The 26705-nt window shown below is 58.6% G+C and carries 26 protein-coding genes and 1 tRNA gene; 16 read left to right on the top strand and 11 right to left on the bottom strand.

Annotated elements, in window-relative coordinates; translation table 11 throughout:
• The first annotated feature begins 7 nt into the window (after positions 1-7).
• Positions 8-1684 carry a M23 family metallopeptidase gene (locus tag ACOOHD_RS16160; protein WP_420458916.1) on the top strand — a complete coding sequence of 559 codons (1677 nt, stop codon included), beginning with the start codon at positions 8-10 and terminating at the stop codon, positions 1682-1684.
• Here the strand turns inward: ACOOHD_RS16160 and ACOOHD_RS16165 are convergent.
• On the bottom strand, positions 1662-2012 hold the full coding sequence (locus ACOOHD_RS16165) for an ArsR/SmtB family transcription factor (protein WP_420458917.1): 351 nt from the start codon (positions 2010-2012) through the stop codon (positions 1662-1664). The two genes, ACOOHD_RS16160 and ACOOHD_RS16165, sit on opposite strands and share 23 nt — an antisense overlap.
• Positions 2013-2259: 247 nt before the next feature.
• Between ACOOHD_RS16165 and ACOOHD_RS16170 the strand changes: the two genes are divergently transcribed.
• Together ACOOHD_RS16170 and secG are read left to right on the top strand one after the other, a co-directional pair.
• Positions 2260-3093: a hypothetical protein gene (locus tag ACOOHD_RS16170; protein WP_420458918.1), complete on the top strand. Its 834-nt coding sequence runs from the start codon at positions 2260-2262 to the stop codon at positions 3091-3093.
• Position 3094: 1 nt separating this feature from the next.
• The gene (gene secG, locus ACOOHD_RS16175) at positions 3095-3361 is read left to right on the top strand and encodes a preprotein translocase subunit SecG (protein ID WP_420458919.1); all 267 of its coding nucleotides are present in this window, start codon (positions 3095-3097) and stop codon (positions 3359-3361) included.
• 66 nt (positions 3362-3427) lie between these two features.
• Here secG and ACOOHD_RS16180 read toward each other — a convergent pair whose 3' ends face one another.
• Positions 3428-5359, bottom strand: coding sequence for a sodium:solute symporter family transporter (locus tag ACOOHD_RS16180; RefSeq protein WP_420458920.1), 1932 nt, complete (start codon positions 5357-5359; stop codon positions 3428-3430).
• Positions 5360-5419: 60 nt separating this feature from the next.
• On the bottom strand, positions 5420-6889 hold the full coding sequence (locus ACOOHD_RS16185; protein WP_420458921.1) for a hypothetical protein: 1470 nt from the start codon (positions 6887-6889) through the stop codon (positions 5420-5422).
• 252 nt (positions 6890-7141) lie between these two features.
• Here ACOOHD_RS16185 and ACOOHD_RS16190 point away from each other — a divergent pair, with 252 nt between their 5' ends.
• From ACOOHD_RS16190 to ACOOHD_RS16210, 5 genes are all read left to right on the top strand, one after another.
• Entirely contained in the window at positions 7142-10354 is a 3213-nt protein-coding gene (locus ACOOHD_RS16190; RefSeq protein WP_420458922.1) for a SusC/RagA family TonB-linked outer membrane protein, read from the top strand.
• 34 nt (positions 10355-10388) lie between these two features.
• Positions 10389-11885 (top strand): SusD/RagB family nutrient-binding outer membrane lipoprotein, encoded by a 1497-nt coding sequence (locus ACOOHD_RS16195; RefSeq protein ID WP_420458923.1) that lies wholly within the window; start codon positions 10389-10391, stop codon positions 11883-11885.
• A 23-nt stretch (positions 11886-11908) separates the two neighbouring features.
• Positions 11909-12298, top strand: a complete 390-nt coding sequence (locus ACOOHD_RS16200; RefSeq protein WP_420458924.1) for a hypothetical protein — start codon at positions 11909-11911, stop codon at positions 12296-12298.
• A 10-nt stretch (positions 12299-12308) separates the two neighbouring features.
• Positions 12309-13490 (top strand): pyridoxal phosphate-dependent aminotransferase, encoded by a 1182-nt coding sequence (locus ACOOHD_RS16205; protein WP_420458925.1) that lies wholly within the window; start codon positions 12309-12311, stop codon positions 13488-13490.
• A gap of 74 nt (positions 13491-13564) precedes the next feature.
• Entirely contained in the window at positions 13565-14644 is a 1080-nt protein-coding gene (locus tag ACOOHD_RS16210; RefSeq protein WP_420458926.1) for a permease, read from the top strand.
• Positions 14645-14651: 7 nt separating this feature from the next.
• On the opposite strand, the gene ACOOHD_RS16215 is transcribed toward ACOOHD_RS16210, so the two are convergent.
• From ACOOHD_RS16215 to ACOOHD_RS16230, 4 genes are all read right to left on the bottom strand, one after another.
• Complete coding sequence (locus tag ACOOHD_RS16215) at positions 14652-15038, bottom strand: PRC-barrel domain-containing protein (protein WP_420458927.1); 387 nt, start codon at positions 15036-15038, stop codon at positions 14652-14654.
• A 9-nt stretch (positions 15039-15047) separates the two neighbouring features.
• Positions 15048-15506 (bottom strand): hypothetical protein, encoded by a 459-nt coding sequence (locus ACOOHD_RS16220; protein ID WP_420458928.1) that lies wholly within the window; start codon positions 15504-15506, stop codon positions 15048-15050.
• 3 nt (positions 15507-15509) lie between these two features.
• Complete coding sequence (locus ACOOHD_RS16225; RefSeq protein WP_420458929.1) at positions 15510-15878, bottom strand: hypothetical protein; 369 nt, start codon at positions 15876-15878, stop codon at positions 15510-15512.
• A gap of 95 nt (positions 15879-15973) precedes the next feature.
• Positions 15974-16444, bottom strand: coding sequence for a hypothetical protein (locus ACOOHD_RS16230; RefSeq protein WP_420458930.1), 471 nt, complete (start codon positions 16442-16444; stop codon positions 15974-15976).
• A gap of 231 nt (positions 16445-16675) precedes the next feature.
• On the opposite strand from ACOOHD_RS16230, the gene ACOOHD_RS16235 reads away from it, so the two are divergent.
• Positions 16676-17215: a helix-turn-helix transcriptional regulator gene (locus ACOOHD_RS16235; RefSeq protein ID WP_420458931.1), complete on the top strand. Its 540-nt coding sequence runs from the start codon at positions 16676-16678 to the stop codon at positions 17213-17215.
• Positions 17216-17227: 12 nt separating this feature from the next.
• Here the strand turns inward: ACOOHD_RS16235 and ACOOHD_RS16240 are convergent, their stop codons facing one another.
• Complete coding sequence (locus ACOOHD_RS16240; protein WP_420458932.1) at positions 17228-17761, bottom strand: response regulator transcription factor; 534 nt, start codon at positions 17759-17761, stop codon at positions 17228-17230.
• A 21-nt stretch (positions 17762-17782) separates the two neighbouring features.
• The gene (locus tag ACOOHD_RS16245) at positions 17783-18106 is read right to left on the bottom strand and encodes a thioredoxin family protein (protein WP_420458933.1); all 324 of its coding nucleotides are present in this window, start codon (positions 18104-18106) and stop codon (positions 17783-17785) included.
• A 303-nt stretch (positions 18107-18409) separates the two neighbouring features.
• Here ACOOHD_RS16245 and ACOOHD_RS16250 point away from each other — a divergent pair, with 303 nt between their 5' ends.
• The 5 genes from ACOOHD_RS16250 to rplI all read left to right on the top strand — a co-directional run bounded on the left by ACOOHD_RS16250 (position 18410) and on the right by rplI (position 21684).
• Positions 18410-18922, top strand: coding sequence for an RNA polymerase sigma factor (locus ACOOHD_RS16250; protein ID WP_420458934.1), 513 nt, complete (start codon positions 18410-18412; stop codon positions 18920-18922).
• Between the two features lie 441 nt (positions 18923-19363).
• Complete coding sequence (locus ACOOHD_RS16255) at positions 19364-20170, top strand: M23 family metallopeptidase (RefSeq protein ID WP_420458935.1); 807 nt, start codon at positions 19364-19366, stop codon at positions 20168-20170.
• Between the two features lie 222 nt (positions 20171-20392).
• Positions 20393-20863, top strand: coding sequence for a 30S ribosomal protein S6 (rpsF, locus tag ACOOHD_RS16260; RefSeq protein ID WP_420458936.1), 471 nt, complete (start codon positions 20393-20395; stop codon positions 20861-20863).
• Positions 20864-20896: 33 nt separating this feature from the next.
• Positions 20897-21163 carry a 30S ribosomal protein S18 gene (gene rpsR, locus ACOOHD_RS16265; RefSeq protein ID WP_136459451.1) on the top strand — a complete coding sequence of 89 codons (267 nt, stop codon included), beginning with the start codon at positions 20897-20899 and terminating at the stop codon, positions 21161-21163.
• A 74-nt stretch (positions 21164-21237) separates the two neighbouring features.
• Positions 21238-21684: a 50S ribosomal protein L9 gene (rplI, locus tag ACOOHD_RS16270; protein WP_420458937.1), complete on the top strand. Its 447-nt coding sequence runs from the start codon at positions 21238-21240 to the stop codon at positions 21682-21684.
• A gap of 10 nt (positions 21685-21694) precedes the next feature.
• On the opposite strand, the gene ACOOHD_RS16275 is transcribed toward rplI, so the two are convergent.
• Entirely contained in the window at positions 21695-22699 is a 1005-nt protein-coding gene (locus ACOOHD_RS16275; RefSeq protein WP_420458938.1) for a KpsF/GutQ family sugar-phosphate isomerase, read from the bottom strand.
• Between the two features lie 206 nt (positions 22700-22905).
• On the opposite strand from ACOOHD_RS16275, the gene ACOOHD_RS16280 reads away from it, so the two are divergent.
• Positions 22906-25122, top strand: coding sequence for a RecQ family ATP-dependent DNA helicase (locus ACOOHD_RS16280; RefSeq protein ID WP_420458939.1), 2217 nt, complete (start codon positions 22906-22908; stop codon positions 25120-25122).
• 91 nt (positions 25123-25213) lie between these two features.
• Here ACOOHD_RS16280 and ACOOHD_RS16285 read toward each other — a convergent pair.
• Positions 25214-25301, bottom strand: a tRNA-Ser gene (locus ACOOHD_RS16285).
• 158 nt (positions 25302-25459) lie between these two features.
• Here ACOOHD_RS16285 and dprA point away from each other — a divergent pair.
• Positions 25460-26560: a DNA-processing protein DprA gene (gene dprA, locus ACOOHD_RS16290; protein WP_420458940.1), complete on the top strand. Its 1101-nt coding sequence runs from the start codon at positions 25460-25462 to the stop codon at positions 26558-26560.
• Positions 26561-26705 lie beyond the last annotated feature (145 nt).

Genomic DNA, 26705 nt, shown 5'->3' on the forward strand with positions numbered 1-26705 from the left:
GATAGCGATGCGGCATCTTTTCGGTTTTCTACTGCTGCTGCTAGGAAGTGCGCTACCCGCCCAGTACACCCCGCCCCTCCGCGGCCCCCTGTTCATCACCGGCACCTTCGGGGAGCTGCGTAGCGATCATTACCACGGGGGACTCGACTTCCGCGCCGCGGTAGGCACCCCGGTGTATGCGGTACATGACGGGTATGTCAGCCGCATCCGGGTCAGTGGGGGCGGGTACGGACAGGCGATCTACATTGACCACCCCGACGGGAAGCGGAGCGTGTATGGGCACCTAGAAGTGCTGGCTCCGGAATACCTGGATACCATTCGGGCGCTACAGTACGCGCGGGAGTCTTTCGAGATCGATTTTCGCCCCGATTCGACGGCCTTTCCCGTACGGCGGGGGCAGCAGATTGGTGGAGTGGGCAACCGGGGCTTCAGCTTCGGACCACACCTACACTTCGAGATCCGAGAGTCGGCGACCGATGCGCCGCTCAATCCACTGTCGCTGGGCTTCACAATTCCCGATACACGCAGTCCCCAGCTCCGTAAGCTCAGGGTATACGCACTGGACGGCAAGGACCGATCGGTGAAGGCACTGGAGTACGACCTGCTCGACGGCAGCCTGCCCGATACGATCCGCGTCAGCAGTAGCCGGGTAGGACTGGGGATCAAAGCCTACGACCGGCAGAATGCCATGCCCAACTGGAACGGCATCTACGGGGCCGAGCTATGGGTGGACGGGCGGGAGGTCTTTGCCTTCACCTACGACCGTGTGGCCTACGAAGACACCGAGTACCTAAACGCACTGACGGACTACGCCGCCTGGAAGGGTAGCTCCTCGTGGTATTACCTGCTGTACGCCCGTACGCCGGCGGCCATGTTCTGGCGTGCCCGTGAAGAACGTACCGATGCACAGAACGGCATCCTGACCCTGAAGACCAACGTTCCCAGAAACGTAGCGATCAGCGTGCGGGACTTTGCGGGCAACGTGAGTCAGCGCGAGTTCGTTCTGCTGCTCACCACGTCCGCTGCACCGGCGGCACCGGCTGATGTGCCTTATGTATACGTCTTGCCTGTCGGAGAGCCTAGTATCATAGATACGGCGGGGATGCGGCTGGAGCTTGGGGCGGATGCGCTGTACGACGAGTTGCGCTTTCAGTACACGCGGCTGGCGGATGGCTCCGATGGGGTGTTGAGTGACGTGCACCAGTTGCACGAGGGGACCACTCCGCTGCACGGCAGGGCGGTGCTCCGACTTGCTCCCCGCCGGGCGCTGGCAGCGCAGTTGCGGGCCCGTGCCTACATCGGCACCTGTGACAAGGATGGGGGCTACCGCAGCGTGGGGGGGCAGTGGAAAGACGGGCAGATGGTCACTGCGATCGGTAGCTTTGGCACCTATGCGCTGCTGCTTGACACCGTGCCGCCGCAGGTGAGCATCAAGCAATTCGGGACGGACCTGCGGCGTGCGGCGACCTTCAGTGTATCGATCGACGATGCGGTAGGGGGAGGACTGAGTTACCGGGGCACCGTGGACGGGCGCTGGGTGCTACTAGAGCACGATGCCAAATCGGGGAGCTTGACGCATACGTTCGAACCGGGGCAAATCGCTTCCGGTAGCCATTCTTTTGAATTGACGGTGGTGGATGAGCGGGGAAACGAAACCGTATTCAACCGGTCGTTTCGTCGCTGAGGTGGCTGAGGTCTCTCACCAGCGCGAGAAGGTGAGTAAGGCGGTCCGCCACGAGGGTGTAGTAGATGAACTTGCCGTCACGCTCGGGCACGACCAGACGGGCCGCGCGCAGGATAGCCAGGTGCTGAGAGGCTACGGACTGCTCAATGCGCAGTGCCGTGAAGATTTCAGTGACGGTGAGGCGGGCTCCGTCGTCAGTAAGAAGGCGAATAATACCCTGGCGCAGCGAATGGTTGAGGGCATGGAGGATGGCTACGGCCTGGCGCAACTGCTGCGGATCGACGGCACCGCCGGGGCGGGGGGGTGGGGGGGGATGATATGCTGCCATAAGCGTAAGCATAAAAAAAGCCTTTAACGGTTAAGTCAAAGGCTACATAACAAACACTATGAACAACACAAGATCTTCAGGGTGGAAAGGTGTTTAAGCTTGAATAGATTACAAAGATAGAAACTTAATCGGAAAATCCTGAGCAATGTTTCGCCAAAGCACGGGTTTTTTCGAACTTTCAGCGTTTGTGCCCGAATTTGCAGATATAAAAGGGATGTGCGACCTTCGGCATTTCGGATACAATGCTATGGACGCCCACGATTTTCTTCGCTACCTGGAGCAACCAGAGCTGCTGGCCAGCACCCCCTTCGCGGAGCTTGAACGGCTCACCGAGCAGTATCCGTACTTTTCCAATCTACATCTACTGGTGTTGCTAAAGGCCCGGCGCGAGCAGCACCCCAAACTGGGACAGTACCTGAGTCAGTTTGCCGCGGCTACCTTCGACCGGCCCCACCTGTACAACCTCCTACAGCGGCTGGATCTGCAGGCTGACGAGATCGGCGACACTCTGGAACTGATTGCCCTGGAGGAATTGGAGCTAACCCCCCTACCGGTGGCCGCTGCCGAGGAGCTCCCCTCCCGGCTCAACGAAATCACCGTAGCCACTCCCCCCCCGCCTGCTCCCGCCCCACCGGCCCCAGTTCCACCGCGAGCACCTGCCCCACGGCAGCCAGCCAGTTTAGTTAAGTGGGTAGACACCGCTGCTGCCTTCAGCGAGTCGCTGCCGCTGCGTCCCCCCCCCCCGCCACTGCGTGAAGGTGTCCGGGACAGCGGGGAGCACGAGCCCCCCGGCCCGCAGGCACTTGCTCACTTCCTACCCATCGTGCGTCGCTACGGGCAACCCCCACCCCTACGGTCGCGCCTCGAACGGTTACGGCAGCAATCTACTCCTGGCGCCGACGGGCCGGGACAGCAGCGGTCCGCGGCGGAGCCCGCCGTCAGCGAAACCCTCGCTGATCTATTGGTACGTCAGGAGCAGTACGGGTACGCCCTACGGATGTACGAGCGGTTGCAGTTGCTTTATCCGGAGAAAAAGGCGATCTTTGCCGCCCGCATCCAAGAACTGAAGGAAAAATTCTAACATGGTCAACCTGCTCACCATCCTGACCGGCGTCGTCTGCCTGCTGCTTATGCTCGTCGTGCTCATCCAGAACCCTAAGGGTGGCGGCATCGACTCCACCTTCGGCGGCGGGCAGGCCAACCAGATGCTCGGTGCCTCCAAATCCACCGACGTCATCGAAAAGGTCACCTGGGGGCTAGCCATCGCGCTGTTCACCCTCTGCATCCTCACCGCCCTGGCAGTCACCTCCGTCGGCTCCGGCCCCGTCCTGGACGCGAATTTTCAGTAGCGACGGCTTCAGCCGTCATGCTGCTCAGTTTGGTAGGCAGCGTGACGGCTAAAGCCGTCGCTACAGCTAAGCCAGGAAAGTATACACAAAAGTCAGGATCAGAATAATCATCACCGCAGCGATGTTAAAGCCCATCCGCGTTCTAAACATCGCCGGGTCCAGGTCAATCGCCTTATAATCATCGGCCGACTTATCGGTATACAGCAGCCCGATCACGACCAGCGACAGCACCACGAAGATGATGCCCATGCTCACCGGCACCCCGGGCACGGGCTGTAGCAGGAGGCGGATACCCGTAGCCAGTCCAATACCAATCACGGCGATACTGAGCCCGTTGCGCAGCTTCACATCCTTGATGAGCTTGCCGGCTAGGTCCCGCTTTTCCTGCTCGCCGTAGCCATCCCGAAGCGTCTGCTCGGCTACCCGCTGCTTCTCACGCTTACCCGTCAGCGCACTTACGATCACCATCAGTGCCGCCGAGATGAGAAAGATGAAGGCCATGCGGTCCAGGAAGGGCAGATCGGGCATGAGTTGCTGGAAGGCCCAGGAGAGGGGCACGGAGGAAAGCACCACCACCAGGGCCGCCGGTGCCGTACCCCGCCGGTAGAAGAAACCGAAGACGAAAACGGTAAGTACCCCCGGGCTGATGAAGCCCGTATACTCCTGGATAACCTGGAACACTTGGCCGGCATTGGCCAGCGCCGGTGCCACGGCCGCACCGACCAGCAGCGCCACGGCCGCCGAGATCTGGCCCACCCGCACCTGCGCGCCCTGCGAAGCCGTGGGGTTGATGAACTTGTTGTAAATATCCATCGTGAAGATCGTCGAGGTCGAGTTGACCATCGAGCTGATCGAGGAGCCGATAGCCGCCACCAGCGCCGCGAAGGTCAGCCCCTTGAAGCCCACCCCGACGTAGTTGGCCAGTACCCAGGGGAAGGCCTGATCGGCCTTCGTGATCGGCAGGTTTGCCGGGTCCTGGTCGCGCAGCAGGTACCAGGCGGCAATGCCGGGTAGTACGGCGAAGAAGGGGATGAAGAGCTTCATGAAGGCCGCAAAGGCCACGCCGCGCTGCGCCTCCGGTAGGTCCTTGGCCGCCAGCGCCCGCTGGATGATGTACTGGTTGTTGCCCCAGTAGTAGCTGTTCACGATCCACATACCCCCGAAGAGGAGGGCCATGCCGGGTAGCAGCTGGAAGGAAGACTTCATCTCATCGCCGGGCTTCAGTTGCGTAGGATCGCCGTCCGGCGTAGAGCCAGTCGAAAGCTCGTGGGCGTTGGCTACGTCCAGGTAGGTATCCCGCGGCTCGAAGAGCATCTCGAAGTGGTCGGGTAGGGTATTGTAGAGGTTCTCGATGCCCGCAAAGACGCTACCATCTCCCACCACCTCCAGGATGCCGTAGGCGGCCACCGTGCCGCCCACCATCAGCACCACCACCTGCACCACGTCGGTCCATACCACCGCCTTGAGTCCGCCGAAGATGGAGAAGGAGGCCGAGTACAGGACCAGCCCGATGATACCGTACATCAAGTCTACCCCCAGCAGGGTCTCGATGGCCAGGGCCCCGAGGTAGAGCACCGTAGCGATGTTGACGAACACGAAGAGCGCGATCCAGAACACACTCATGATCGTGCGCACCGTGCCGTTATAGCGCTCCTCCAGGAACTGGGGCATGGTGTAGATCTCCTTCTTTAGAAAGACCGGCAGGAAGAACTTTGCCACCAGGATCAGCGTGATGGCCGCCATCAGCTCGTAGGTGGCGATGGCCATCCCCAGCTCGAAGCCCGAGCCATTCATCCCGATGATCTGCTCGGCCGAAATGTTGGAGGCGATCAGCGAGCCGCCCACCGCCCACCAGGGCAGGCTGCGGCTAGCCAGGAAGTAGTCGCTGGCCGTATCGGTCTTCTCGCGGTTGGCGATCCATACGCCGAAACCAATAACCGACACGATGTATACCGCGAAAATGAGGGTATCGATCGTCCCCAATTGACCTAATTCCATGATCTACCTTTAGTGGGTGAAGCAAGCGCCTAAAAAGCGGGGCAATATAGCCCGGCCGACTCACTTACAGCGCGCAATATCCAGGTACCGCAGCTCCCGTAGCTGAAACACACCGGTCCGTAGGGGTTCCAGGTGGCGTTCTAGCTGGGCCCAGGCCGTCTCCCCCTCTCCCCGCAGTAGCCCCCGCAGTAGTTGCAGCACCAGCCCCGGATAGCTACTCGGGTAGGCGATCCGCCCCAGGTAGCGCGCCAGATTATTCAGTCCGTAGCCCACGAAGTCCCGGTGGCCCAACTGCAGGTGGCACCACAGTTGCAGCAGTCGGGCGTACACGACCAGGTCGTGCCGCAGGGGCTTCCCCTCATTCAGGATCGGCTGCAGATAATCCAGTGCTGGTTGGTAGCCCCGCTGCAGCACGCACACGGCGGCTAGTTTGTAGTATAGTACGAGTTGCTTGTGGCGGTCCACTCCCCCGGCGGTCTCGATCCGTTCGGCTAGGGCGGCTAACTGGGCGGGGCCGCAGGTGCGGGGTGGGTCGAGGAGCAGCTGATTGATCTCGGCACGCAGCAGCACCACGCCGGCCATCAGCTGCGAGTTGCGCTGTTGCTGCGTACTCCGGAAGGCCTCGATATAGCGGCTAAGGGTGGTGTGCACCTCCCGGTGTGCTCCGGCATCGGCGCAAAAAAACGCAATCAGCAGGCGGCGGTCCATTCCCTTGATGTAGTAGTTGATCTCCCGCTCCCGTAGCTCGGTACGTGCCTCGATGATGGCGGTCCACTGCGCGCTATGGTGCGCGGCTTCGGTGAGTTGCAACTGATTATAGTGGTACCAAAAGCGGCACTGGTGGCCCAGGATGCGTTCCATGTAGGTAGCCCGCGGCGGTACCGGATCGCTGAAGTAGTGGTGGTACAACTGGTAAAACCGTCTGGCCTCCGCAGCACTGCCCACGTGGCCGTGCTGGATGAAGTGGCGCTGTAGGACTAGCTGTAGGTTGCTCTGGCGTACGGTACTATCCATGACCTCCTGCCGCCGCCGGCTCTCCGTAGTCAGGGAGGTCATGCGTTTGGAACTGGCCCGGGTGATGTGCCGGCTCTCGATCGTCTTCTCAAAGTCGATGATGAGCAGGTGGTGCAGGTCGAGGTGGTAGGTGTAGGCAAGTTCCTTGGCACGGGCTAGGATCTTGAGGGCGTGCAGGTACAGTCCCCGGTCGTAGAGCAGGTTAGCGTGGTCGATCTGCTCGCGCACCTGTACGCTGGGGTCGCGGTGGCGGTGCTGTAGACGGAGGGCATCGAGAATACGTCCGTACAGGTGCCGTTGCAGATTCGTCAACTGGCCGGGTCCGGTGAGGTCCAGTAGCTCGGTCAGTGCGGGGTCATCAAGGCTGCCTCCACCGCTCAGGTGACGGAAGAGGCGGTAAAATTTATCGGTCTCACCCGACCCCAGCAGATTCACCTGCCGGGTGAAGAAGCGCTTTTCCGAGCTGTCCAGACTAGCAATAAGCTCTAAAAGCAGCTCTTTTTTAGCGTAAGCCATAGCAGAATGGGAGCCTCACGGAATTAACGATATGCGGGACTCCAGTAAATATATGCGCAAAAATTGCTACCGGTCGGCCAGATTCAGTGCAGACGGGGTGACCCCGTCTGCCGGGTTCCTCTAAAAGGATTGACAAAGGAAAAGTTAAGCCACCACAGAATCGCCTGCTTTGTGATTTGAATGCGCCCCGCACCGCGAGTGAACTTTGGTACACCGTTTTACCAGACCCCCCGGGGTAAAACTCACTACCATATGAAAACATGTCTACTCGCTTTAAGTACTTCCCTGTTGTGTTCCCTCAGCCTCCTGGCGCAGGAGGGCCGCAGCATCTCCGGCACCGTGGCCGATGCAGTCGGCCCCCTGATCGGTGCCACCGTCATGGCGCAGGGCACCACCATCGGTACCGTTACCGACTTCGACGGCACCTTCCAACTCACCCTACCCAATGGAGTCGACGAGTTGCTGGTCACCTACACCGGCTACCAGAGTCTTACCCTACAGGTAGGCACTGAAACGCAGTTTGCCATTACGCTTCAGGAATCGCCCCTCGATCTCGATGAGGTCGTAGTGACGGCACTTGGCGTAAAGCGTGAAAAGAAGTCCCTCGGCTACGCCGTACAGGACCTACAGGGGGAGGCGCTCCAGCAGACCCGGAGTACCAATGTCGTCAATGGGCTTTCCGGCAAGGTAGCCGGCCTGCAGGTGACCGCCGCCAACGTACCCGGAGGCGGTTCCCAGGTCACCATCCGCGGCAACTCCTCGGTGCTCGGTAACAACCAGCCGCTGTACGTCATCGACGGCGTGCCGATGGAGGGCGATTTTGCCGCGCCCATTGACGGGGCGGTCGACAACAACGTCTACGGTGGTGGTATTTCCGAGATCAGCCCCGATAACATTGAGTCCCTCACCGTCCTAAAGGGGCCCAACGCCGCGGCCCTCTACGGTAGCCGGGCGGCCAACGGCGTCATCCTCGTCACCACCAAGAGTGGCCGCGGTGCCGACGGCCTGACCATCAACTACGCCGGCAGCTACTCCATCGAGAACCCCTTCGTTACCCCCCAGTTCCAGAACATCTACGGCGGCGGTACCGGCGGGGTGACCTGGTACGCGGATGGTCGCAACGGCGGCATCACCGACCCCCAGGCCATGGAGCAATTCCGCGCCGTGTACCCGGACGCCCCGCTGGTCGGCACGGCCGGCGTCGACGAAAGCTGGGGGGCCCCCATGGACGGCCGCCTGGTACGCCAGTGGTGGACCGGTACCGAAGTAGCCCCCCTGGTGCCCGCCCCCGATAGCTGGAGCAACTTCTGGGATACCGGTAAGACGAGCAACAACACCCTGAGTATTTCCAATAACTACGGCAACGGTAATTTCCGCTTCAGCTTCGGCCACGTCGATACCAAAGGGCTGATGTACAACAACGACTACCGGCGCGACAACTTCCGCCTCAACCTCGACCAGAAGCTAGCCCCCAAACTAAGCGTACGCGTCAGCAGCGAGTACATCAAATCCGGCTCCGATAATCGCCAACAGCCCGCCCTATGGGAACTCGGTACCTGGCACCACCGCCACGACGACTGGGGCCGACTACGTAACTACGAGCAGTACATGGACGTACACATCGTGCGCGAGGGCGACGTGTACCCCTACGCCAACTGGCAGCACAGCTTTGCCAGTAATCGCTTCTACGAGCAGCGCTACCTCACCAATGCCAACGAAAAGGACCGCCTGCTGGGCAACGTGGCCTTCACCTACGACTTCCTTCCCTCCCTGAGCCTCATGCTACGGGGCGGTACCGACCTCTGGACCGACACCCGCCGCGCCGTGACCCGCAATGAGCGTATTAAGAGCGGCACGGAGCGTACGCAGTCTTTCGAGGAGGACGTGCTACGCCGCCAGGAAACCAACCTGGATTTTATCCTCACCTACAACAATTACTTCGGCGAGAACCTCAGCGTCAATGCCCAGTTCGGCGGCAATCACCGCACCAACTACTTTAAGCGCAACTACATCGGCGTCAATGATGCCACCATCAATGGGCTCTACAACGTAAGCAATAACGCCAGCCAGAATACCAACCTGAGCCGCATCGAGGAAAAAGAAGTGAATAGCTTCTTCGGCGCGGCCAGCTTCGGCTACAAGAGCTTCCTCTACCTCGACATCACTGCCCGTAACGACTGGTCAAGCACCCTGCCGGCGGCCAACAACAGCTACTTCTACCCCTCGGTCAGCCTGAGCGGCGTCCTTACCGATGCCCTCAAGATCAGCAGCCCCATTCTGAGCTACGCCAAGGTGCGCGCCGGCTGGGCCCAGGTGGGCTCCGATACCGATCCCTACCGACTGCGCCAGACCTACCGCTCCGAAGTGCCCTGGAACGCCACCACCCCGCTCTTTAGCGAGCAGCCCGTCATCGCCAGCTCCGACCTGCGCCCCGAGCGCACCACCGGCAAGGAGGCCGGCCTGGACCTGCGCTTCCTCAACGGACGCATCGGCCTGGACGTGACCGCCTACGAGCAGACCACCGAGGACCAGATCATCAACATTGCCGTCAGCCGCGCCACCGGTTACGAGAGTAAGCTCATCAACGCCGGTAAGGTGCGCAACCGCGGCGTCGAGGTGGTACTCACCGGTGCGGTGGTCGACCTGCCTAAGTTCGGCTGGGACGTAGCCGTCAACTACGCCAAAAATAACAACACCGTACTGAAGCTCTACACCGACGAGAGCGGCAACGAACTAGAGACCATCCAGCTCACCACTCGGCGCGGACTCAGCCTCGAGGCCCGGGTGGGGCAGCCCTTTGGTACCCTATTCGGTAGCGGTTTTGCGCGGGTACCCGACGGGCCCCTGGCCGGACAGATCATCTTCCAGGACGGCATCCCCCTCAAGGATCCCGACCTAAAGGTGCTTGGCAACGTCTCGCCCGACTGGATCGGCGGCATCCGCAACAACTTCCGCCTCGGAGCCTTCAGCGCCAACTTCCTCATCGATGCCCGCATCGGTGGCAACATTGCCGAAGAGAGCTCCTCCCTGGGGATGCAGACCGGCGTTTACGCGATGACCGCCGTGGGCCGCGAGGAGGGTGTCATCGGTCTCGGCGCCCGTAATGTCGGTACCGAAGAGGCCCCCAACTACGTCGTCAATGACGTAGTCGGCCCCACCCGCGATGTAGTCGGCGCGCTCAGCGTACGCTACGCCAACGAGGGGGCCATTTTCGACGCCAGCTACGTCAAGCTACGCGAGGCGGGTATCTCCTTTTCTCTACCCCGCACCCTAGTCGATAAGGTGCCCTTCCTGCGCGCGGCCAGTATCGGCATCATCGGCCGCAACCTGGCCATGCTCTACAGCAACCACAACCAGGTCGACCCGGAGTTCAACAGCTACGGCGGTAACCTGCAGGGCGCGCTGAACTACACCAGCATTCCCAGCACCCGCAGCTTTGGCCTCAATCTCAATCTGACGCTCTAAGCCTCCGCACCCGCGTCCCCGCAAAAAGAACCACATGAAAGCACTATACCTCCTACCCCCCCTGCTGTGCCTCCTCTTCCTCACCACCTCCTGCGCCGACGGATTTGAGGAGCTCAACGCCAACCCCAACGAGCCGGAACTCGTACCACCCGCTACCATATTCCCCTTTGCCGTGCGGGAGGCCGTCGACCGGATCCACGGGCACCGCACCCGCAACGAACGACTGAACCTCGACGGGGGGATGCTCTGGATGCAGTACTTCGCCCGCAACCAGTACGTCAACGAGGGCGATACCTACAACCCCGCCGCCACCCTGCGCAACGGTACCTGGGACGGCTTCTATACCGAGAGCCTGGTGAACCTACAGTCGGTGATCGAGCGCACGGGCGATCCCGAAAGCCGGTACTACAACCCCAACTATGCCGCCGCCGCGCTGATCATGCGCGAGTACGTGTACTCTATCCTCACCGATACCTGGGGGGCCATCCCTTATACGCAGGCCCTCACGGGGTCGACCGACGGTAACCTGGCCCCGACCTACACGCCGCAGCCCGAGGTGTACGCCGGCCTACTCGCCAACCTCAAGACGGCTGCCGAGCAGCTGGACCCCGCCGGCCCCGCGATCGATAAGGACATCCTGTTCGGTAGCGATATCGTACAGTGGCAGCGCTTTGCTAATAGCCTGCGGCTGCGATTGGCCAACCGGCAGGCCGCCAAAGCGCCCGCGGAAAGCCGTGCCGTATTCGCCGAGATCATGGGTGACCCCGCTCGGTATCCCATCGTGACTAGCCTGGACAACGCGCTGTTCTTTACGCCCACCTCCCGTCAGAGCGACAACAACAACAATACCTGGCACGAGGTGATGGTCTTCAGCAGCCGCGAGGACTGGTCGATCAGTACCACCCTGATTGACGCCATGACCGACGCCCAGGGCAATGCAACGGACGAACGCCTCACGGTCTACGCGAAGGTGGCCCAGGCCGGTGACCGCGTGGGTAAATACGCCGGTGCTCCCAACGGACTACCCGAGGGAGATGCAGTAGCTTATTTCACCACCGCCAGCCGCCCCGGAGACTACTTTCTGGGAGAGACTACTCCCATCCCATTAGTGACCCTGGCCGAGATCAATTTCATCCTGGCCGAGGCAGCCCTGGACGGTGACTACACCGGCGGACTGGATGCCGCGGCCTATCTGGAAGCCGGGGTCCGGGCCAGCTTCAGTCAGTATGGCCTCGATATGCCGGCTAGCTACCTGGTCAAGAACGGCGTCACTAAACGGCAAATCATCACCGAAAAGTGGAAGGCGCTCTTCAGTCAGGGCATCGAGGCATGGACCGAATACCGCCGCACGGGTTACCCCGTATTACCCGCCGCCGACCCCCGCGCCGTGATGGAAAACGGCGGCAAGGTGCCCACCCGCCTGCGCTACCCCGAATCTGAATACAGCCTCAATTCCGGTAGCGTCGCCGCCGCTGTAGCCATGAACGGCGGTCCGGACAACAAACTCACCCCCCTCTGGTGGGCCGAATAAGCCTACCGCCCTAATTCACGACCATGAACTACCTTTACCTGCTACTCCCCTGCCTGCTACTCGCCTCCTGCCTCGACGACGAGCTTGCCTTCACCGTGGAAGCCTCCCCGGTCAAAGCCGACATCGTGCGCCTGACCGATAGCCCCGCCGACGTGGTGGCCTTCGCTGGCACCTTCACCGCACTTGACAAAGACGGTATCCTTGACGTCAACGTAGGCATCATCGCTACCCCCGTACCCAATCTCGAACTGCGCGTCTTCAGCCAGACGCAGGACTTATTGGCCACCGTCGTCACCGATGCCGCCGGTAAGACCACCCTTTCTCTTCCCGCCGCCGATCTCCAGGCCGTCAGCAGCCTGGAGTGGGCGGGGACCTATAATGGGAAAGCTTTTCGCATCATCACCAATTTATAATTCCTACACCATGACTTTACCCAATACCAGCCGTCGCCAGTGGCTACGCCGTGCCGCCCTGACGGGTGCCGGCCTGGCCACCCTACCCGCCCTCCGACTCGGGGCGCGGCCTACTTCTCCCCCCCCACACACCGGCTTTGCCGAATACCTACCGCAGTTGGAATGGGAGCGCCGACTCGCTGGCCGGCCCGAACTACAGGCGCGGATGCTCGCTAACGAGAACCCTTACGGCCCCTCGCCCAGGGCCATTGAAGCCATTGCCGCTTCCGCCCCCACGGGCAATCGCTACCAGCACGAGGCCGCCGCCGAGCTGCTCACGATGATCGCTGAGTACGAGGGCGTACCGGAGGATCACATCATGGTCAGCCCCGGCTCCTCCGACGTACTCGAGAAGATGGCCATCGTCCACTTCAAGGACGGGGGCAATGTGGTGGCCGCCGACCCCGCCTACATGTCGCTGATCAAGGTGACCATGGGCATGGGCGGTGAGTGGAATAAGGTCAAGCTCACCGACGACTGGGCCCACGACCTGCCGGCCATGAAGGCGGCCATCAATGACGAGACCAAACTGGTCTACGTCTGTAACCCCAATAACCCCACCGGTACGCTCACCGACAACGACGAGCTGCGGCAATTCTGCCGTGACGTGGCCGATACCGTACCCGTATTCGTAGACGAGGCCTACCTGGAATACCTGCCCGACTACAAATCAAAGACGATGGTGCCCCTCATCAAGGAGGGCAAGAACGTCGTCGTAGCCCGCACCTTTTCGAAGGTGCACGGCATGGCCGGCCTGCGGGTCGGGTACGCCGTGGCGCTGCCGGAAACCCTGGAAAAGGTCTACCAAATCAGCCGCGGTAACATGGGCCTGTGCAAGACTTCCGTCGAGGGGGCCATGGCCAGTATGCGCGATACCGAGTTCCAGAAGATGAGTGTCAAGCGCAACGATGACTTCCGTGAGCAAACCTACGCCGGTCTGGAGGCCATGGGGCTTTCCTACATCCCTTCCGTGACCAGTTTTATCCTCTTCCCCATCGCTATGCCCGGCGAGGCCTTTCTGGAGGGGATGTTCGACAAGGGGGTAGGGGTGCGCTCCTTCGATGTGCACGGTAAGGACTACTGCCGCGTGAGTGTCGGCAAGCCCGAGGAGGTCGACCTCTTCCTCTCGACCCTGAAACAAGTTTTGGTGTAATCTTTCTTCCCCCGGCTCCGGGGGTGCCCGCGCACTTTCCCGGAGCCTTCTTTTCTCCCCCCATGAACCCAGCTTTGCAAAAAACTTTAGCCTTCCTACTGCTCATTTTACTCGGGTACCTGCTGCAGCGCAAACTCGGCGGTAAGCAGGATCTGGCCGGCCTCAAGGTGCTGATCCTTAGCGTCATCCTACCGGCCACCATCTTCATGGCCCTGATGAAGGTAGAAGTTTCCGTAGCCATGCTCTGGCTTCCGGTGCTGGCCCTGTTACTCAATGGGTCCCTCTACGCGGTGTCCACCCGGGTGCTGCCCCGACTGGGCTTCCCCACCGGCACCAAGGAATACCGTACCATGCTGATGCTGGTGCCCTCCCTGGCTCCCGGACTGAGTGCCTTCCCGTTTATCCTAGAATACCTGGGCGATGGCTCCCTCGCCCTGGCTGCCCTGGCCGACGTAGGCAATAAGGTATTCGTACTCATTATCCTCTATATGGTAGCCATGCACTGGTTCTACCAACTGCGGGGGGCAAGCGCGCGGTCGATCGATCGGCGGGAAAAGCTCAAAGACCTGGGGTGGTCGCTACTCCGCGAGCCGGTCAACCTGGTCATGCTGGCGGCCTTCATGCTGCTTGGCTTTGGACTCACTATCGCCAGCCTACCGGTCTTTTTAGAAGATGCGGTCAGCCGGTTGGCGGGCTTGATGAGCCCCGTCATTCTGCTTTTCATCGGTATGGCGGTGCGCTTCAAACGGGAGGAGATGGCCCTTATTCTTCGGGTACTATGCTACCGAGCGGCGCTAGCCTTCCTACTTGCCGCCGGGCTGATCGTGGCGGCGGGCCTGTCCGGTCCCACCGCACTCCTCGCCGTAGTTTTTGCTCAGTGCGCCGTGAGTTTTTGGCCCTTTGCTCACATGGCTGCGGTAGAGGGACTGCGGGCCCCCGACAGCCCGCCGATCTTTGATCTGGATCTAGGTTTGAACGTACTGGCCTTTTCGCTGCCCTTCTCTACCGTGTTGATCCTTAGCATACTGGCCTGTGGCGAATGGTTTGCTACCCCTGGAGTGCCCACGCTTGCGGCTGGTCTTCTGGCCGTGTTCCCACTGCTATACGCAGTACGCCCCGTACTGCGGCAGCGGGGTGTGGAGGCACGGGCCTAAGATCCTCTTATTCATTATCACTCCGGTGGCTAGCCACCGCCGTGTTTCGACCTAGGTACAGTTTGAATCCATTCAGGTCCTCGACGTCGATCTCGTCGTAGCGTTCCGGTAGATCGAGAAAAAAGCTGTGGCTGTCCTTGCCGATTTTACCGCTAAAGACGAGCCGGTCATCCTCCCCGTCAAAGTAGAAATAAGACGGATGAATGGCAAAGGTAGAGGGGGGCTCACGGGTCAGCTCGGGAGCTAACACCTTATCGGGCGATATGACCAGGTAGGTTACCCTGGCCGTATCCTGGTTCCAGATTACATCCGTCACCACCGCTATCACCTCGCCCTTAGCAGTATGCACCTGGGCCCCGATAACCGTAGCAAGAGAGAAGATCGGTCCGGGCATAGCGGGGGCCTATTTGCGTGCCGCGGCCTGCTTAGCGGTTTGGGCTGCGTTCTTAGCCTTCTGGGTGGTGACCGTGCCGATTATTCCCTGGATGATGGGGATAAGTACGCGGGCTACGCCGATGATGGTGGTCAGTGTCTTGGCCCGGCTACGCTTGCGGTGGCGGCGACCACCCTTTTTTTCCTCATACGGGGTGCCATCGGGAAACTCATGAATCACCCGGGTCTCCTTGATTACCGGCATCTTCTTATCTGAGCCCGAGGAGGCCAACTTGATTAGCACCAACAGTCCGGCCAGCGCACCGCCGGCGGGGAGGGCTACATTCTTCAGGAGAAAATTGCCAGCATTACCCTTGGTGGTTCCGATCGCGTGAGCAAATTCCCGCTTTGCGAGCTCTGACTCCATGCGGATCTCCTTCTTGCGTACCTTTAGCTCGTCGAGACTCGTAATTTTTGATTTGCGTATCATTCGTTAGACTTCTTTACCATCGTGTGCGAAAAAGGCCGAGATGACCTTGCTGACCGTGGGGTTGGTGATGAGTGCTTTGCGCAGCACTAGTACCAGCACGAAAATAATCAGTAGGATCAGCGTCACGAGCCCAAAGCCGTATACGCTGTTGTCGAATGCGTTGACCAGGGCAAAGCCTAGGGTGATGAGCGCGAAAATAAGCGTGATGATACCGATGATGGCGAGGATGATGGCCGTGATCAGTCCGGAAATCACGCCGGCGGAAGTTTCCGCCGCGCTGAGTTTATAGTACTCAATTTTTTTCTCGACCAAGCGGTTGACGTAGCCGTAGCTTTCGCCTAGCTGCTCGAGCAATTCTTCTTTGGGCTGCATGTGTGGGGGGATTAAATAAAACGGCCATGCAGTGACATTGACAGTGCATGGCCGTAAAGGGGGGACCGACGTCATGAACGCCGGAAAGAGGGCTACTAGCTATTTTTCTCGATGGTACGGTCCACGCGCTCGCGGTTCTCGTCCATCTTGCGCTCGGCCTTATTGACTCCGCGGTTGAAGCTGCTCTCCATGTCCGAAGTTGTCGATTTGGCGGCGGCTGCTTTCTGGTCGACCGTCTGCTTGGCGTTCTCGGCCTGGGTGTTGGCCCACTGCTTGCCTTCTTCCAGCTTGGTTTTGGCCTGAGCGGTAAGGTCATTGGTCTTTACCTTGGCGTCATTGAGTAACTCCTGTCCTTTGGTCTTGGCGGTATCCACCAGTTCCTCGGCCTTGGTCTTGGCCTGCTGGGTGTAGGTGTTGATCTGGTTGCCGTACTCGTCAAACTGGGCCTTCGCCTTACGCTGCATCGAGCGGCCTTCGTTGGAGTTGAGGTAGTAGCCTACGGCAATACCTGCGAGTAGGCCAAAGCTGAGTGCCCACCCCTTACCGGAACTATTATTGTCATTCATCGGGAGGATAATTTAAGGTAGTGAACATCAACATGACGTTCATCCAATATATCGTAGCTCCGACCAACTATGTTCGTTGGGCACCGCCTAAGTGCGCCGCAGTGAACTCTTTTTTATCCCAAGTTGTGACTAAAGTGACCAAGAGGGGCACAACACGTCCTAAAATCTACGTTAGCTCCTTATCTTTGGTCGTCTCTTTTGCCTGTACATTAACCATTCAACCCCCCACGTGTGAATTTTCTATCCAGTAACCTCCGGTTTCTGCGTAAGCGCCGTAAGCTCTCACAGCAGTTACTCGCCGATGACCTGGGCGTAAAGCGTAGCAATATCGCCGCCTACGAAACCAAGAACGTCGAACCGCGGCTTGCGCTAATCAATGACATTGCCCGCTACTTCGATATTCCCCTTGAGCACCTCATCATGACTGACCTGGCCGCTATGGACTCCGAGGAGTTTCTACTGCTCACCAGCGGGGGGGGAACGCTGACGGCCGATTCCGTCACCGAGATCAAGGAGGTGTCCAATAAGATCCAGCGGATGCTGGACGGGTTCCGCATCTTCTATGAGTTCAAGAAGGAAATGAACGATACCGCCCATCCGGGTTCGGAGAGCGACATCGAAAACTTTCTCGTGTTCATCAACCATATGGCGGAGTACAACCGCCTCATCGAGGCCTCCATTACCCCCGCCGGTATGGAACAGGACCCGGTCGGTGGTGAGGCAAGCTCCGCTCCGGTAGCGCATCGGGTGGATCTGAGCGCCGTCAGCTAAGGCCACCGTGGTTTAGCCCAGCTCGTCAGCTACCTCCTGAAGACTCAGCGCGATCTGGTCACTGTCCGGTAGGTTGAGTTGGCGCAGCCGGGCAATTGTCTTGCGCAGTTTGATCTGCACCTGCCGCCGCCGTTCCCAGTCCTGCTCCCGTTGCTCCATGTTCTCGCGGTTTTGGGCGATTACCTGACCCATCAAGTCGGGCAGGTTACGTAGGTTTTCCTTAAGTAGATAGCCCGAGGCACCGGTAAGGATCGCCTCGGCTACCTTCTCCTCGTCATTGAGGATACCCGTGATGAATACGAAGGGCGTACTATCCAGATGCTCCCTCACGTAAAGCAGCGCTTCAAGCCCGTTCATGTCCGGAAGGTTGTAATCCGAAAGCACGACGTCGGGTTGAAAGGACCGTACTTTCTCCTCAAACTCAGCCCGGTCACGCGCCACGGCAAAGAGTACACTGGGGTGGTATTTACGCACCTGCCGCTTGACTAATTCCAGGTCGACCGGCATATCTTCCAGGATGAAAACTTTGAATATCTCGTCGCTCACGGCAGGCAGGTAAGGGGTGAATTACGAATAGCGCTCCACAAGCTGAAGTATGCCCCGGCCGCCTACGGGACCCTGTAGGCGGTCAATCAGTTCCCCGTCCCGCACGAACAGTAAACCAGGTGGGTCAGTCACGTTGAAAATCTTGCAGATTCGGGGCGATTGCTCCACGTCAGCCACGCTAAACGAAACGTTGCCGTACCTACTAGCCAACCCCTCAAGTAGGGTGCGCATAATGATACCGTGGCCGTCCCAGTTTGACGTAATCAGTAACAGCGTAAGCTCAGGCCGCGTCAGCAGCTCGGGCAGTTTGGCGTCGTTGATTTGGGTAAGTTGATGACCTTGCATCGTAGGGTGGAGAAATGGAGCACTTGGTAAGGGAGAGCTTGTCCGAATTCAACGAGGCGGTCCGGCGCATGTTCGCATAGGCTAAACATTGTTAGGCCAGCCAACAGACCATCCGGGCGCGGCCGCAGGTGCAATGCGCTTAAAGTGACTGTATTTAGTCACTTGGTTAAATGACAGGGATCGTAAGGAACACCTACACTACCTAATTGCCTGACAGTCAACAGCTTAGTTTCATGGCACGGAGTTTGTGGCCCAAAACTGAGTGCATTGAGATCACCTTACACACATTAGTCCAGTTCGAACATGACCAACCAACAATTTATGTCCGAGATGAATCGTCTCGAGAACATCCTATTTTCCTTTGCACTCCGTCTGACCCGCAACTACGAAGACGCCCAAGATCTTATGCAGGAGACGATCTTCCGGGCCTATAAGCACCGCGACAAATTTGCTATGGGGACCAACTTCAAAAGTTGGTCGTCGACCATCATGCGCAATACCTACATCAATCGGTACCGCAAAATGAAGAGCCGCAAGCACGTCAACGAGCCGGTAGAGAGCTTCTTGTTTGCCGTAGAGAATAAGAGCGCCATCGCCAATGGCGGCGAGATGAACATGCGCATGGAGGAGCTGGAGGACAAGCTGCGTCAAATCAGTGAAATTTACAGCGTCCCCTTCCTTATGTTTTACCGGGGCTACGAATACAAAGAGATTGCCAGCTACCTGAATATTCCCATCGGTACGGTCAAGAGCCGTATCTTTCTGGCACGGAAGAAGCTCAAGGCCCTGATCGGCGAGCGTCCTGCCGCCCTTTAGATTTTTTTAACGTTCCTCATTCTGAACCAAATAGGTGTAAGTGACCGATTGGTGCCGCCCTACAGTACCGATTACACTTATATGATGATACAATGCGCAACTTAGGTTCACTTAGCTTGTAGCATTAGCCCATGGAGCCTTACTTTCGCCGCCCTGAGTGATTAGGTACGCCGGACAAGGTGCCATCGGATGCATGCCGCCGGGAACGGATCAACAAACCAACGTTGCGTTCCCCGCGGTCTTTTTTGGTTTAAGTTTTTTTGAATGAGGCCTGAGAAATTTGTTTTAAATCGGCTTGTACTGCCGTACGATCGCATCGTTGCACCGCTGCGTTTCACCCTACTCCGAGCCTTCGGATTTTTGTGCGCTGCACTGTTTACCGGGCTTTTATTCACGGCCGCTATCCACCGATATTTTCCCAGTCCTACTGAGCAACTCCTGATGCAGGAGCTCGAGATAGCCCGTGCCGAAAACGCTGCGCTGTCCCAACAATTTGACGAACTTTCTGGCGTCGTAGATCACCTGCACGAACGTAGTGACAACACCGTGCGGCTGGCGCTGGGTATGGAACCCATCGACGATGACGTATTCGGTGGCGGTAAGGGAGGGCACGACGCCTACGATGACCTTCGCAGTTTTCCTCACGTAGGTAGCCAGATGGCCGCGCTGCGTGAACGCGTGGATCGCCTGCGTTACCAGGTAGACCTACAGAGTCGCTCCATCGATGAGGTAGCGGATGCTGCCATCAGGAAGGAAGATATGCTAGCTTCCATTCCTAGTATCAAACCCATCCAGGGTGATCGCTTCGGCAGGAGCATGGCCAACCTGAGTGGCTTCGGCTTCCGCTTACACCCCATTCTGAACGTTAACAAGATGCACTACGGCATCGATTTCAACTGTGCTAAGGGCACCGAGATTCAGGCCACCGGTAAGGGCGTCGTAGAATCGGCGGGGGAGGAAACCGGCTATGGCAAGTGCGTGGTTATCGACCATGGGTACGGCTTCAAGTCACGCTACGCCCACATGAGTAGCATCAAGGTGAAAAAGGGGCAGGAAGTGAGCCGCGGCCATCTGCTTGGCCTGGTCGGCAGCACCGGCCAGAGTACCGGCGACCACCTGCATTACGAGATCGAGAAGGACGGCGAGCGGGTCGATCCCATCCAGTACTGCTACGACGGGCTCTCCACTGAGGAGTACCGGGAGCTGGTGATAGCTTCCCGCGAGCACAACATGTCCTTCGATAGATAATTAGGGATTTCTTTATCAACCAACAGTATGTAAGGGGCAGCCAGTTGATCTGGTTGCCCCTCTTCGTTACCGGGGCCGTACGATTTGGTTAGCACCGGCGGCCCCGCCCAGATTAGTTTGTATAGCTGGGGGAAAAGTGTATCTTTGCACCCGCTTTGGACCTACCTACCGGTTCAGAGCGTGCGAAACCAATTTTATTAACTAATCAGTACACCTGATCCGATGAGAAATTACGAAACTACTTTCATCGTAGACCCCGTGCTGTCGGGGGAAGAGATTAAAGCGACAGCTCAGGCGTACGTAGACACCCTCCAGCAGGAGGGCTGTGAGATTGTCTTTGTGGACGAGATGGGCCTGCGCACGCTGGCCTACGACATCAACAAGCGCAACAACGGAGTCTACTACTGTGTGGAGTATACTGCTCCGAACGGCGCCTTTCTGAATAACTACGAGCTGGGCATGCGACGCGATGAGCGGATCCTGCGCTTCCTGACCGTAGCGCTGGACAAGTACGGCGTGCAGTACAATGCCGACAAGCGCGCCGGAAAAATCGGCAAGGCCAGGCGGCATAAGCAGGAAAAGCCGGCCAAGAACGAACCGGCCGCCCACGGCATCAGCCGCAAGAAGGCCGATAGCCCCCACCTCACCGGCGTGCCCTCGGGCGATGCCGAATCCTTCAAGGAAGAGGAATAACCACCGCAGTAGCAAACCACAAAACCATCCATTATGGCCAGTCGCGATGATATCAAGTTCCTCTCGAACCCGAAGATTGGAGGACGTAGAAAAAAGTACTGCCGCTTTCGGCGCTTCGGCATTAAGTACATCGATTACAAGGACCCCGACTTCCTGCTCACCTTCGTGAACGAGCAGGGCAAGATCCTTCCCCGCCGCATTACCGGCAACTCCCTGAAGTACCAGCGCAAGGTGGCCTCGGCCATCAAGCGGGCGCGGCATTTGGCGATGCTGCCTTACGTGACGGACCTTTTGAAGTAGGTAGGGAGTAGTAATAATCTAACCAGCACATGCACGGAGCACCGCTCCACAAAGCTGGGACAACATAATTCATCATGAAAGTAATTATGCTGCAAGACGTCGAGAAAGTCGGCGATAAGCACGAAGTGATCGAGGTAAAGGACGGCTTTGGCCGCAACTACCTACTGCCCCGGGGGCTGGCCATCATCGGCAACAAGTCGAATATGGGTCGGCTCAACGAGATGATCCGTCGGGAAAATGCTCAGGAGCAGAAGAAGCTCGATGTATACCGTGAGGTAGCCAACAAGCTGAAGGGTAAGACCCTGCGTGTGGGGGCTAAGTCGGGTACCAGCGGCCGCATTTTCGGCTCGATCACCCAGCTACAGATCCGCAACCTGCTGCAGGAGCAGTTCGGGGTGGACGTAGAGCGTAAGAAGATCGTACTACCCGATGAGGCTAAAGAGCTCGGTACCTACCAGTTCACCATGCGTCTGCACCCCGAGGTAGTGCAGGAGATGGACATGGAGTTGGTGCAGGAGTAGCCTGAGCGGCCTAAATTAAGCCCTCCCGGAAAATGTCGTGTAGGTGTACCATCCCTACGTACAGGCCCCGATCGTCTAAGACGAGCAGTTGGCTGATACCGTTGTCCTGCATCAAGGAGGCGGCTTGAATGGCTAGCTCGTCCGGGCGTACGAACTTAGGCAGAGGCGACATAATTTCGTGGGCCCGTACCCGATCGATGTCGCTGCGTTTGTTGAGCAGCCGCCGGATGTCTCCGTCGGTGATTATCCCTAGCATCTGCTCAGTCTTGAGGTCGACCACTGCCGTGGCGCCCAGCCGACCGGTGGTCATCTCCAATAAGGTGTCCTTCAGGGAGGTGTTGGGGTGAATGTACGGCTTGGCGTTGCGGGGATAAAGGTCACTGACCCGCAGGTAGAGTTTCTTACCCAGTGAGCCTCCGGGGTGAAAACGGGCAAAATCGGCAGTGGAAAAGCCCTTCAGGGCGAGCAGTGCCGTGGCCAGCGCGTCACCCATAGCCATCATGAGCGTAGTGCTCGTCGTGGGAGCCAGTCCGTTGGGGTCGGCCTCCCGTTCGAAGGGTACGAGCAGGAGGTGGTCAGCCCGGCGGGCTAGGGTAGAGTCGGCTGTGCTGGTCATGGCAATGAGTGTATTACCTAGGTTGCGAACGAGCAGCGAGAGGACTTCGATTTCGGTGGTCTCGCCACTGCGGCTGAGGGCCAGGACCGTATCGCTGGGTTGGACCATGCCGATGTCGCCGTGGATGGCGTCGGCAGCGTGTAAAAAGAGGGAAGGGGAGCCGGTAGAATTGAGGGTGGCGACAATCTTTTGGGCCACTAATGCGGTTTTACCTATACCCGTGACGATGATGCGGCCGTGGTTCTCGTGGATGACCTCCACGCACCGTCGAAATTCCTCACCAATGCCTGCGGCTAATTTCGTGAGGGCATCCGCCTCGATGGCCAGGGTCTGGCGGGCCGTGTGGGTTACAAGATCCTCCACGGGCCTACGGATATTGGCGGGTTGGCGGGGCGTCATGTCGGGCTTTTGTTAAATTCATTCAATTAATTGTTGAATTACTTGCGGAAACTTGTACATTAACGATAGGGGTAGCAACAGTGAATGTAGTAACTTGCAACTCCTGCGCCTTTAGTAACCAAATCTCTAAGTGCCCCTGCTCCTCCGCATTATGACGGATGGTGGCGGGGTAAAAGTAGTTCCGCACGGGACAAAGCGACAGATCCATGACCGCAAAAGCGTCAGTTAACTTTTTAGAAGAGGCATTAGCCGAAAACTTCGGTTTCGACACCTTCAAGGGAAATCAGGAAGCCATCATTCAGTCACTCTTCGATGGCAAGGACACCTTTGTCATCATGCCTACGGGCGGTGGCAAGAGTCTTTGCTACCAGTTGCCGGGAATGATGATGGAGGGCTGTGCCCTGGTTATCTCTCCCCTCATCGCGCTGATGAAGAACCAGGTCGACTCCATCCGCTCCTACGGCGATAGCGACGAGGTGGCTCACTTCCTCAACTCCTCCCTCTCGAAGACCCAGATGCGGCAGGTGAAGGAAGACATCAGTGCGGGCAAGACCAAGCTGCTCTTCGTAGCGCCCGAAACCTTGACTAAAGAGGAAAACATCGAGTTCTTCCGCGAGGCTACGATCTCCTTCGTCGCCATCGATGAGGCGCACTGTATCTCGGAGTGGGGCCACGACTTCCGCCCCGAATACCGCCGCATCCGCGAGATGCTCGACCTGATCGGCCACGATATCCCCATCATCGCGCTCACGGCTACGGCCACCCCCAAGGTGCAGTCCGACATCGTGAAAAACCTGCGGATGGGCGAGGACCAGAATACCTTCATCTCCTCCTTCAACCGCGATAACCTCTACTACGAGGTGCGGCCCAAGGGCAAGAAGGAGTACACCTTCCGTCAGATCATTAAGATCGTAAAGGAGATGCCCAATCAGTCAGGCATCATCTACGTCCAAAGTCGCAAATCCGCTGAGGAGATTGCCCAGGCCCTGGTGGTTAACGGGGTGAAGGCCGCACCCTACCACGCCGGGCTCGATCCTAAGACGCGCTCCCGCACCCAGGATGAGTTCCTGATGGAGGATATCGACGTGATCTGCGCCACCATCGCCTTCGGTATGGGCATCGACAAGCCCGACGTGCGCTTCGTGATGCACTACGACATTCCCAAATCGATCGAGAATTACTATCAGGAGACCGGCCGGGCCGGTCGCGACGGACTGGGCGGGCGCTGTATCGCCTTCTATGCCTACAAGGACATCCTGAAGCTAGAGAAATTTCTTCGCGATAAGCCCCTGATGGAGCGCGAGATGGGGGCGCAGCTCATGCAGGAGGTGATGGCTTATTCCGAGACCACCGCCTGCCGCCGCCGCTTTCTTCTTCACTACTTCGGCGAAGAGTACAACGAGAAGAACTGCAACAAGATGTGCGACAACTGCCGCCACCCCCGCGAGCGGGTCGAGGTACGGCAGGAGGTTAAGCAGGCGCTGCAGGCGGTCAAAACGCTCAATGAAAATTATCCCCTCAAGACCCTGATCGAGTTCGTGCTCGGCAAGGAGACCAAGCAAATGCGGGACTATGAGTTTACTAAGCTACCAGGCTTTGGTGTGGGGAAGGGAAAAGAGGAGGTATTCTGGAGCTCCGTATTCCGCCAGGCCCTGCTTAATAACCTGGTACGTAAGGACATCGAGTCGTACGGCACCATCAAGCTGACCGAGGAAGGCGAAGCCTTTATCGTAAAGCCACATAAGTTCGAGATCCCCATCGACCACGACTTCGAAAAGGAGCTGGCTGAGGACATGCAGGACGCCGCTGAAGACGCGCGCGCCGTCGTACTCGATAAGGCGCTACTGCTGGCCCTTAGGGACCTACGCAAGAAAGAGGCTAAGCGCCTTAACCTACCCCCCTTCGTAATATTCCAGGATCCCTCCCTGGTGGACATGGCCACGCGCTACCCCATCAATTTGGAGGAGATGAAGAATATCCACGGGGTAAGCATCGGTAAGGCGCGCCGCTACGCTACTCCCTTCCTGGTGCTGATTGAGAAGTACTGCGAGGAGAACAACATCGACCGGCCCACGGACTTCGTCATCAAGCAGGTCGCCAACAAGTCCAAGACCAAGGTCAACATCATCCAGGGTGTCGACCGCAAGCTCCCACTGGAGGATATCGCCAGCGGCAACCAGCTCAGCATGGACGAACTACTCAGCGAAATGGTGGTCATCGTCTCCTCCGGTACCAAGCTCAACATCGACTATTACATCGAGGAGGAGGTCGACGAGTATAGTCTGGAGGAAACTTACGAGTACTTCATGAACGCCGAAACCGATGACCCCGATCTTGCCTTTCAGGACCTCAAGGAAGAGGACGTGACCCTGGATGAGATCAAGCTCGTGCGGATCAAGTTCCTGAGTGAGATGGCGAATTAGGGAAGGACTCAGGGATTATGGGATATGGGACGAGGGATGCTAGTCTAGCATCCCCCATCTTTTGATCCCTTAATCCCCGGTCAGCCCTTTGCGGAGGATGAGGGATTCGAACCCCCGGTACCCTCACGGATACACCTGATTTCGAATCAGGCACGTTCAACCAGCTCCGCCAATCCTCCGAAGCGGGGCAAATTTACGGCAGGAAATTGAAACTTTTTGTGGTAAATTACAGAAAGTGAGCTATCTTTGGCGGGTCACGCAACCGCAACCCGTTCTCAGCTCCCACCCCGTCTTTTCCCCTCCCGTGGCGTAATTCGTTTCCTATACATGTTCCGTTATGACGTCGGAGGAGTATGCCGCCGTTGCCCTGAGCCGGGTACCCGCCGTTGGCGCTAAGCTATACCGTAAGCTAATTCACCACTTTGGTTCGGCGGCCGCTGCCCTGGAGGCCCGCCCGCAGGATCTGCTCACTGTGGAAGGATTAGCCGAAAAGACCGTGGCCCACTTTGCTGACGACCGGCACTACCGGGAGGCCGATGCCGTGGTTCGCTTTGCCCAAAGGCACCCGCTGGAACTACTCCACTTCGGGGCGGCAGGCTACCCTTCGGCCCTGGCTGCCTTTGATGGGGCGGCGGCCGTGCTGTACCACTACGGCAAAACCGACTGGGATAATCCCCGGCAGCTCGCCATCGTAGGCACCCGTAAGATGAGTGCGCAGGGGGCGCGGCAGGTGGAGCGACTGCTCGATCCCCTACGGGAGCTGGGGGTACTCATTGTAAGTGGGCTAGCCTACGGGGTGGACATTGCCGCCCACCGCCGGGCGCTGCGGACTGGGCTTCCTACGCTGGCCGTGATTGGCAGTGGCTTTGAGCACGTGTATCCCCACGCGCACCGGCACACGGCCCGGCAGCTTGCCGAGCGGGGTGGCGGACTACTCTCCGAGTACCCGCCCTGGCAAAAACCGGAGCGGGAGCACTTTCCCGCCCGTAACCGAATCGTGGCGATGCTCACGGCGATGACCGTGGTGGTAGAATCGGATCGGAGGGGCGGCTCGCTCATTACCGCCAACATGGCCCGGGGGTACGGAAAGCAAGTAGGTGCCTGCCCGGGTCGGCCCGGTGATAGCAGCACGGCGGGTTGTAACGAGCTGATCAAAACGGGGCGGGCCCACCTGATCGAGGAGGCGGAGGATATCATCCGGCTCCTTAACTGGAGTGGGACTGCCGTGCGGCCGCAATTACAACTTTTCGAGCAACTGGATGCAGAGGAACGGGCCGTCGTAGATTGCCTATCCGCCAGGGAAAGTATCAGTATTGACGAATTACACCGGCAACTGTTGCGTCCGCCAGCGGCCCTAGCCGGTACGCTGCTGATGCTGGAAATGAAGGGGGTACTGGCTGCACTACCGGGGCACCGTTACCGGCTTTGTATGGGTTGAAACGTTAACCCTGGGTTTACACGGCTGCCGTATTCATACGTAGTCGCATCTACTATCTTCGCCCCATGAAAGCAACGAACGTACTGCTTAGTATCCTAGCCATCTTAGGGTTACTGGGGTGTCCGCCAGCTCCGGCAGAGACGAT

It is taken from the genome of Neolewinella sp., from assembly GCF_965214665.1.
Classification (GTDB): Bacteria; Bacteroidota; Bacteroidia; order Chitinophagales; family Saprospiraceae; genus Neolewinella.

Bases quoted from the DNA above. Each gene is read 5' to 3' on its own strand.
- ACOOHD_RS16160 (WP_420458916.1), top strand. From the start codon at position 8: ATGCGGCATCTTTTCGGTTTTCTACTGCTGCTGCTAGGAAGTGCGCTA.
- ACOOHD_RS16165 (WP_420458917.1), bottom strand. From the start codon at position 2,012: ATGGCAGCATATCATCCCCCCCCACCCCCCCGCCCCGGCGGTGCCGTC.
- ACOOHD_RS16170 (WP_420458918.1), top strand. From the start codon at position 2,260: ATGGACGCCCACGATTTTCTTCGCTACCTGGAGCAACCAGAGCTGCTG.
- secG (WP_420458919.1), top strand. From the start codon at position 3,095: ATGGTCAACCTGCTCACCATCCTGACCGGCGTCGTCTGCCTGCTGCTT.
- ACOOHD_RS16180 (WP_420458920.1), bottom strand. From the start codon at position 5,359: ATGGAATTAGGTCAATTGGGGACGATCGATACCCTCATTTTCGCGGTA.
- ACOOHD_RS16185 (WP_420458921.1), bottom strand. From the start codon at position 6,889: ATGGCTTACGCTAAAAAAGAGCTGCTTTTAGAGCTTATTGCTAGTCTG.
- ACOOHD_RS16190 (WP_420458922.1), top strand. From the start codon at position 7,142: ATGAAAACATGTCTACTCGCTTTAAGTACTTCCCTGTTGTGTTCCCTC.
- ACOOHD_RS16195 (WP_420458923.1), top strand. From the start codon at position 10,389: ATGAAAGCACTATACCTCCTACCCCCCCTGCTGTGCCTCCTCTTCCTC.
- ACOOHD_RS16200 (WP_420458924.1), top strand. From the start codon at position 11,909: ATGAACTACCTTTACCTGCTACTCCCCTGCCTGCTACTCGCCTCCTGC.
- ACOOHD_RS16205 (WP_420458925.1), top strand. From the start codon at position 12,309: ATGACTTTACCCAATACCAGCCGTCGCCAGTGGCTACGCCGTGCCGCC.
- ACOOHD_RS16215 (WP_420458927.1), bottom strand. From the start codon at position 15,038: ATGCCCGGACCGATCTTCTCTCTTGCTACGGTTATCGGGGCCCAGGTG.
- ACOOHD_RS16220 (WP_420458928.1), bottom strand. From the start codon at position 15,506: ATGATACGCAAATCAAAAATTACGAGTCTCGACGAGCTAAAGGTACGC.
- ACOOHD_RS16225 (WP_420458929.1), bottom strand. From the start codon at position 15,878: ATGCAGCCCAAAGAAGAATTGCTCGAGCAGCTAGGCGAAAGCTACGGC.
- ACOOHD_RS16230 (WP_420458930.1), bottom strand. From the start codon at position 16,444: ATGAATGACAATAATAGTTCCGGTAAGGGGTGGGCACTCAGCTTTGGC.
- ACOOHD_RS16245 (WP_420458933.1), bottom strand. From the start codon at position 18,106: ATGCAAGGTCATCAACTTACCCAAATCAACGACGCCAAACTGCCCGAG.
- ACOOHD_RS16250 (WP_420458934.1), top strand. From the start codon at position 18,410: ATGACCAACCAACAATTTATGTCCGAGATGAATCGTCTCGAGAACATC.
- ACOOHD_RS16255 (WP_420458935.1), top strand. From the start codon at position 19,364: ATGCAGGAGCTCGAGATAGCCCGTGCCGAAAACGCTGCGCTGTCCCAA.
- rpsF (WP_420458936.1), top strand. From the start codon at position 20,393: ATGAGAAATTACGAAACTACTTTCATCGTAGACCCCGTGCTGTCGGGG.
- rpsR (WP_136459451.1), top strand. From the start codon at position 20,897: ATGGCCAGTCGCGATGATATCAAGTTCCTCTCGAACCCGAAGATTGGA.
- rplI (WP_420458937.1), top strand. From the start codon at position 21,238: ATGAAAGTAATTATGCTGCAAGACGTCGAGAAAGTCGGCGATAAGCAC.
- ACOOHD_RS16275 (WP_420458938.1), bottom strand. From the start codon at position 22,699: ATGACGCCCCGCCAACCCGCCAATATCCGTAGGCCCGTGGAGGATCTT.
- ACOOHD_RS16280 (WP_420458939.1), top strand. From the start codon at position 22,906: ATGACCGCAAAAGCGTCAGTTAACTTTTTAGAAGAGGCATTAGCCGAA.
- dprA (WP_420458940.1), top strand. From the start codon at position 25,460: ATGACGTCGGAGGAGTATGCCGCCGTTGCCCTGAGCCGGGTACCCGCC.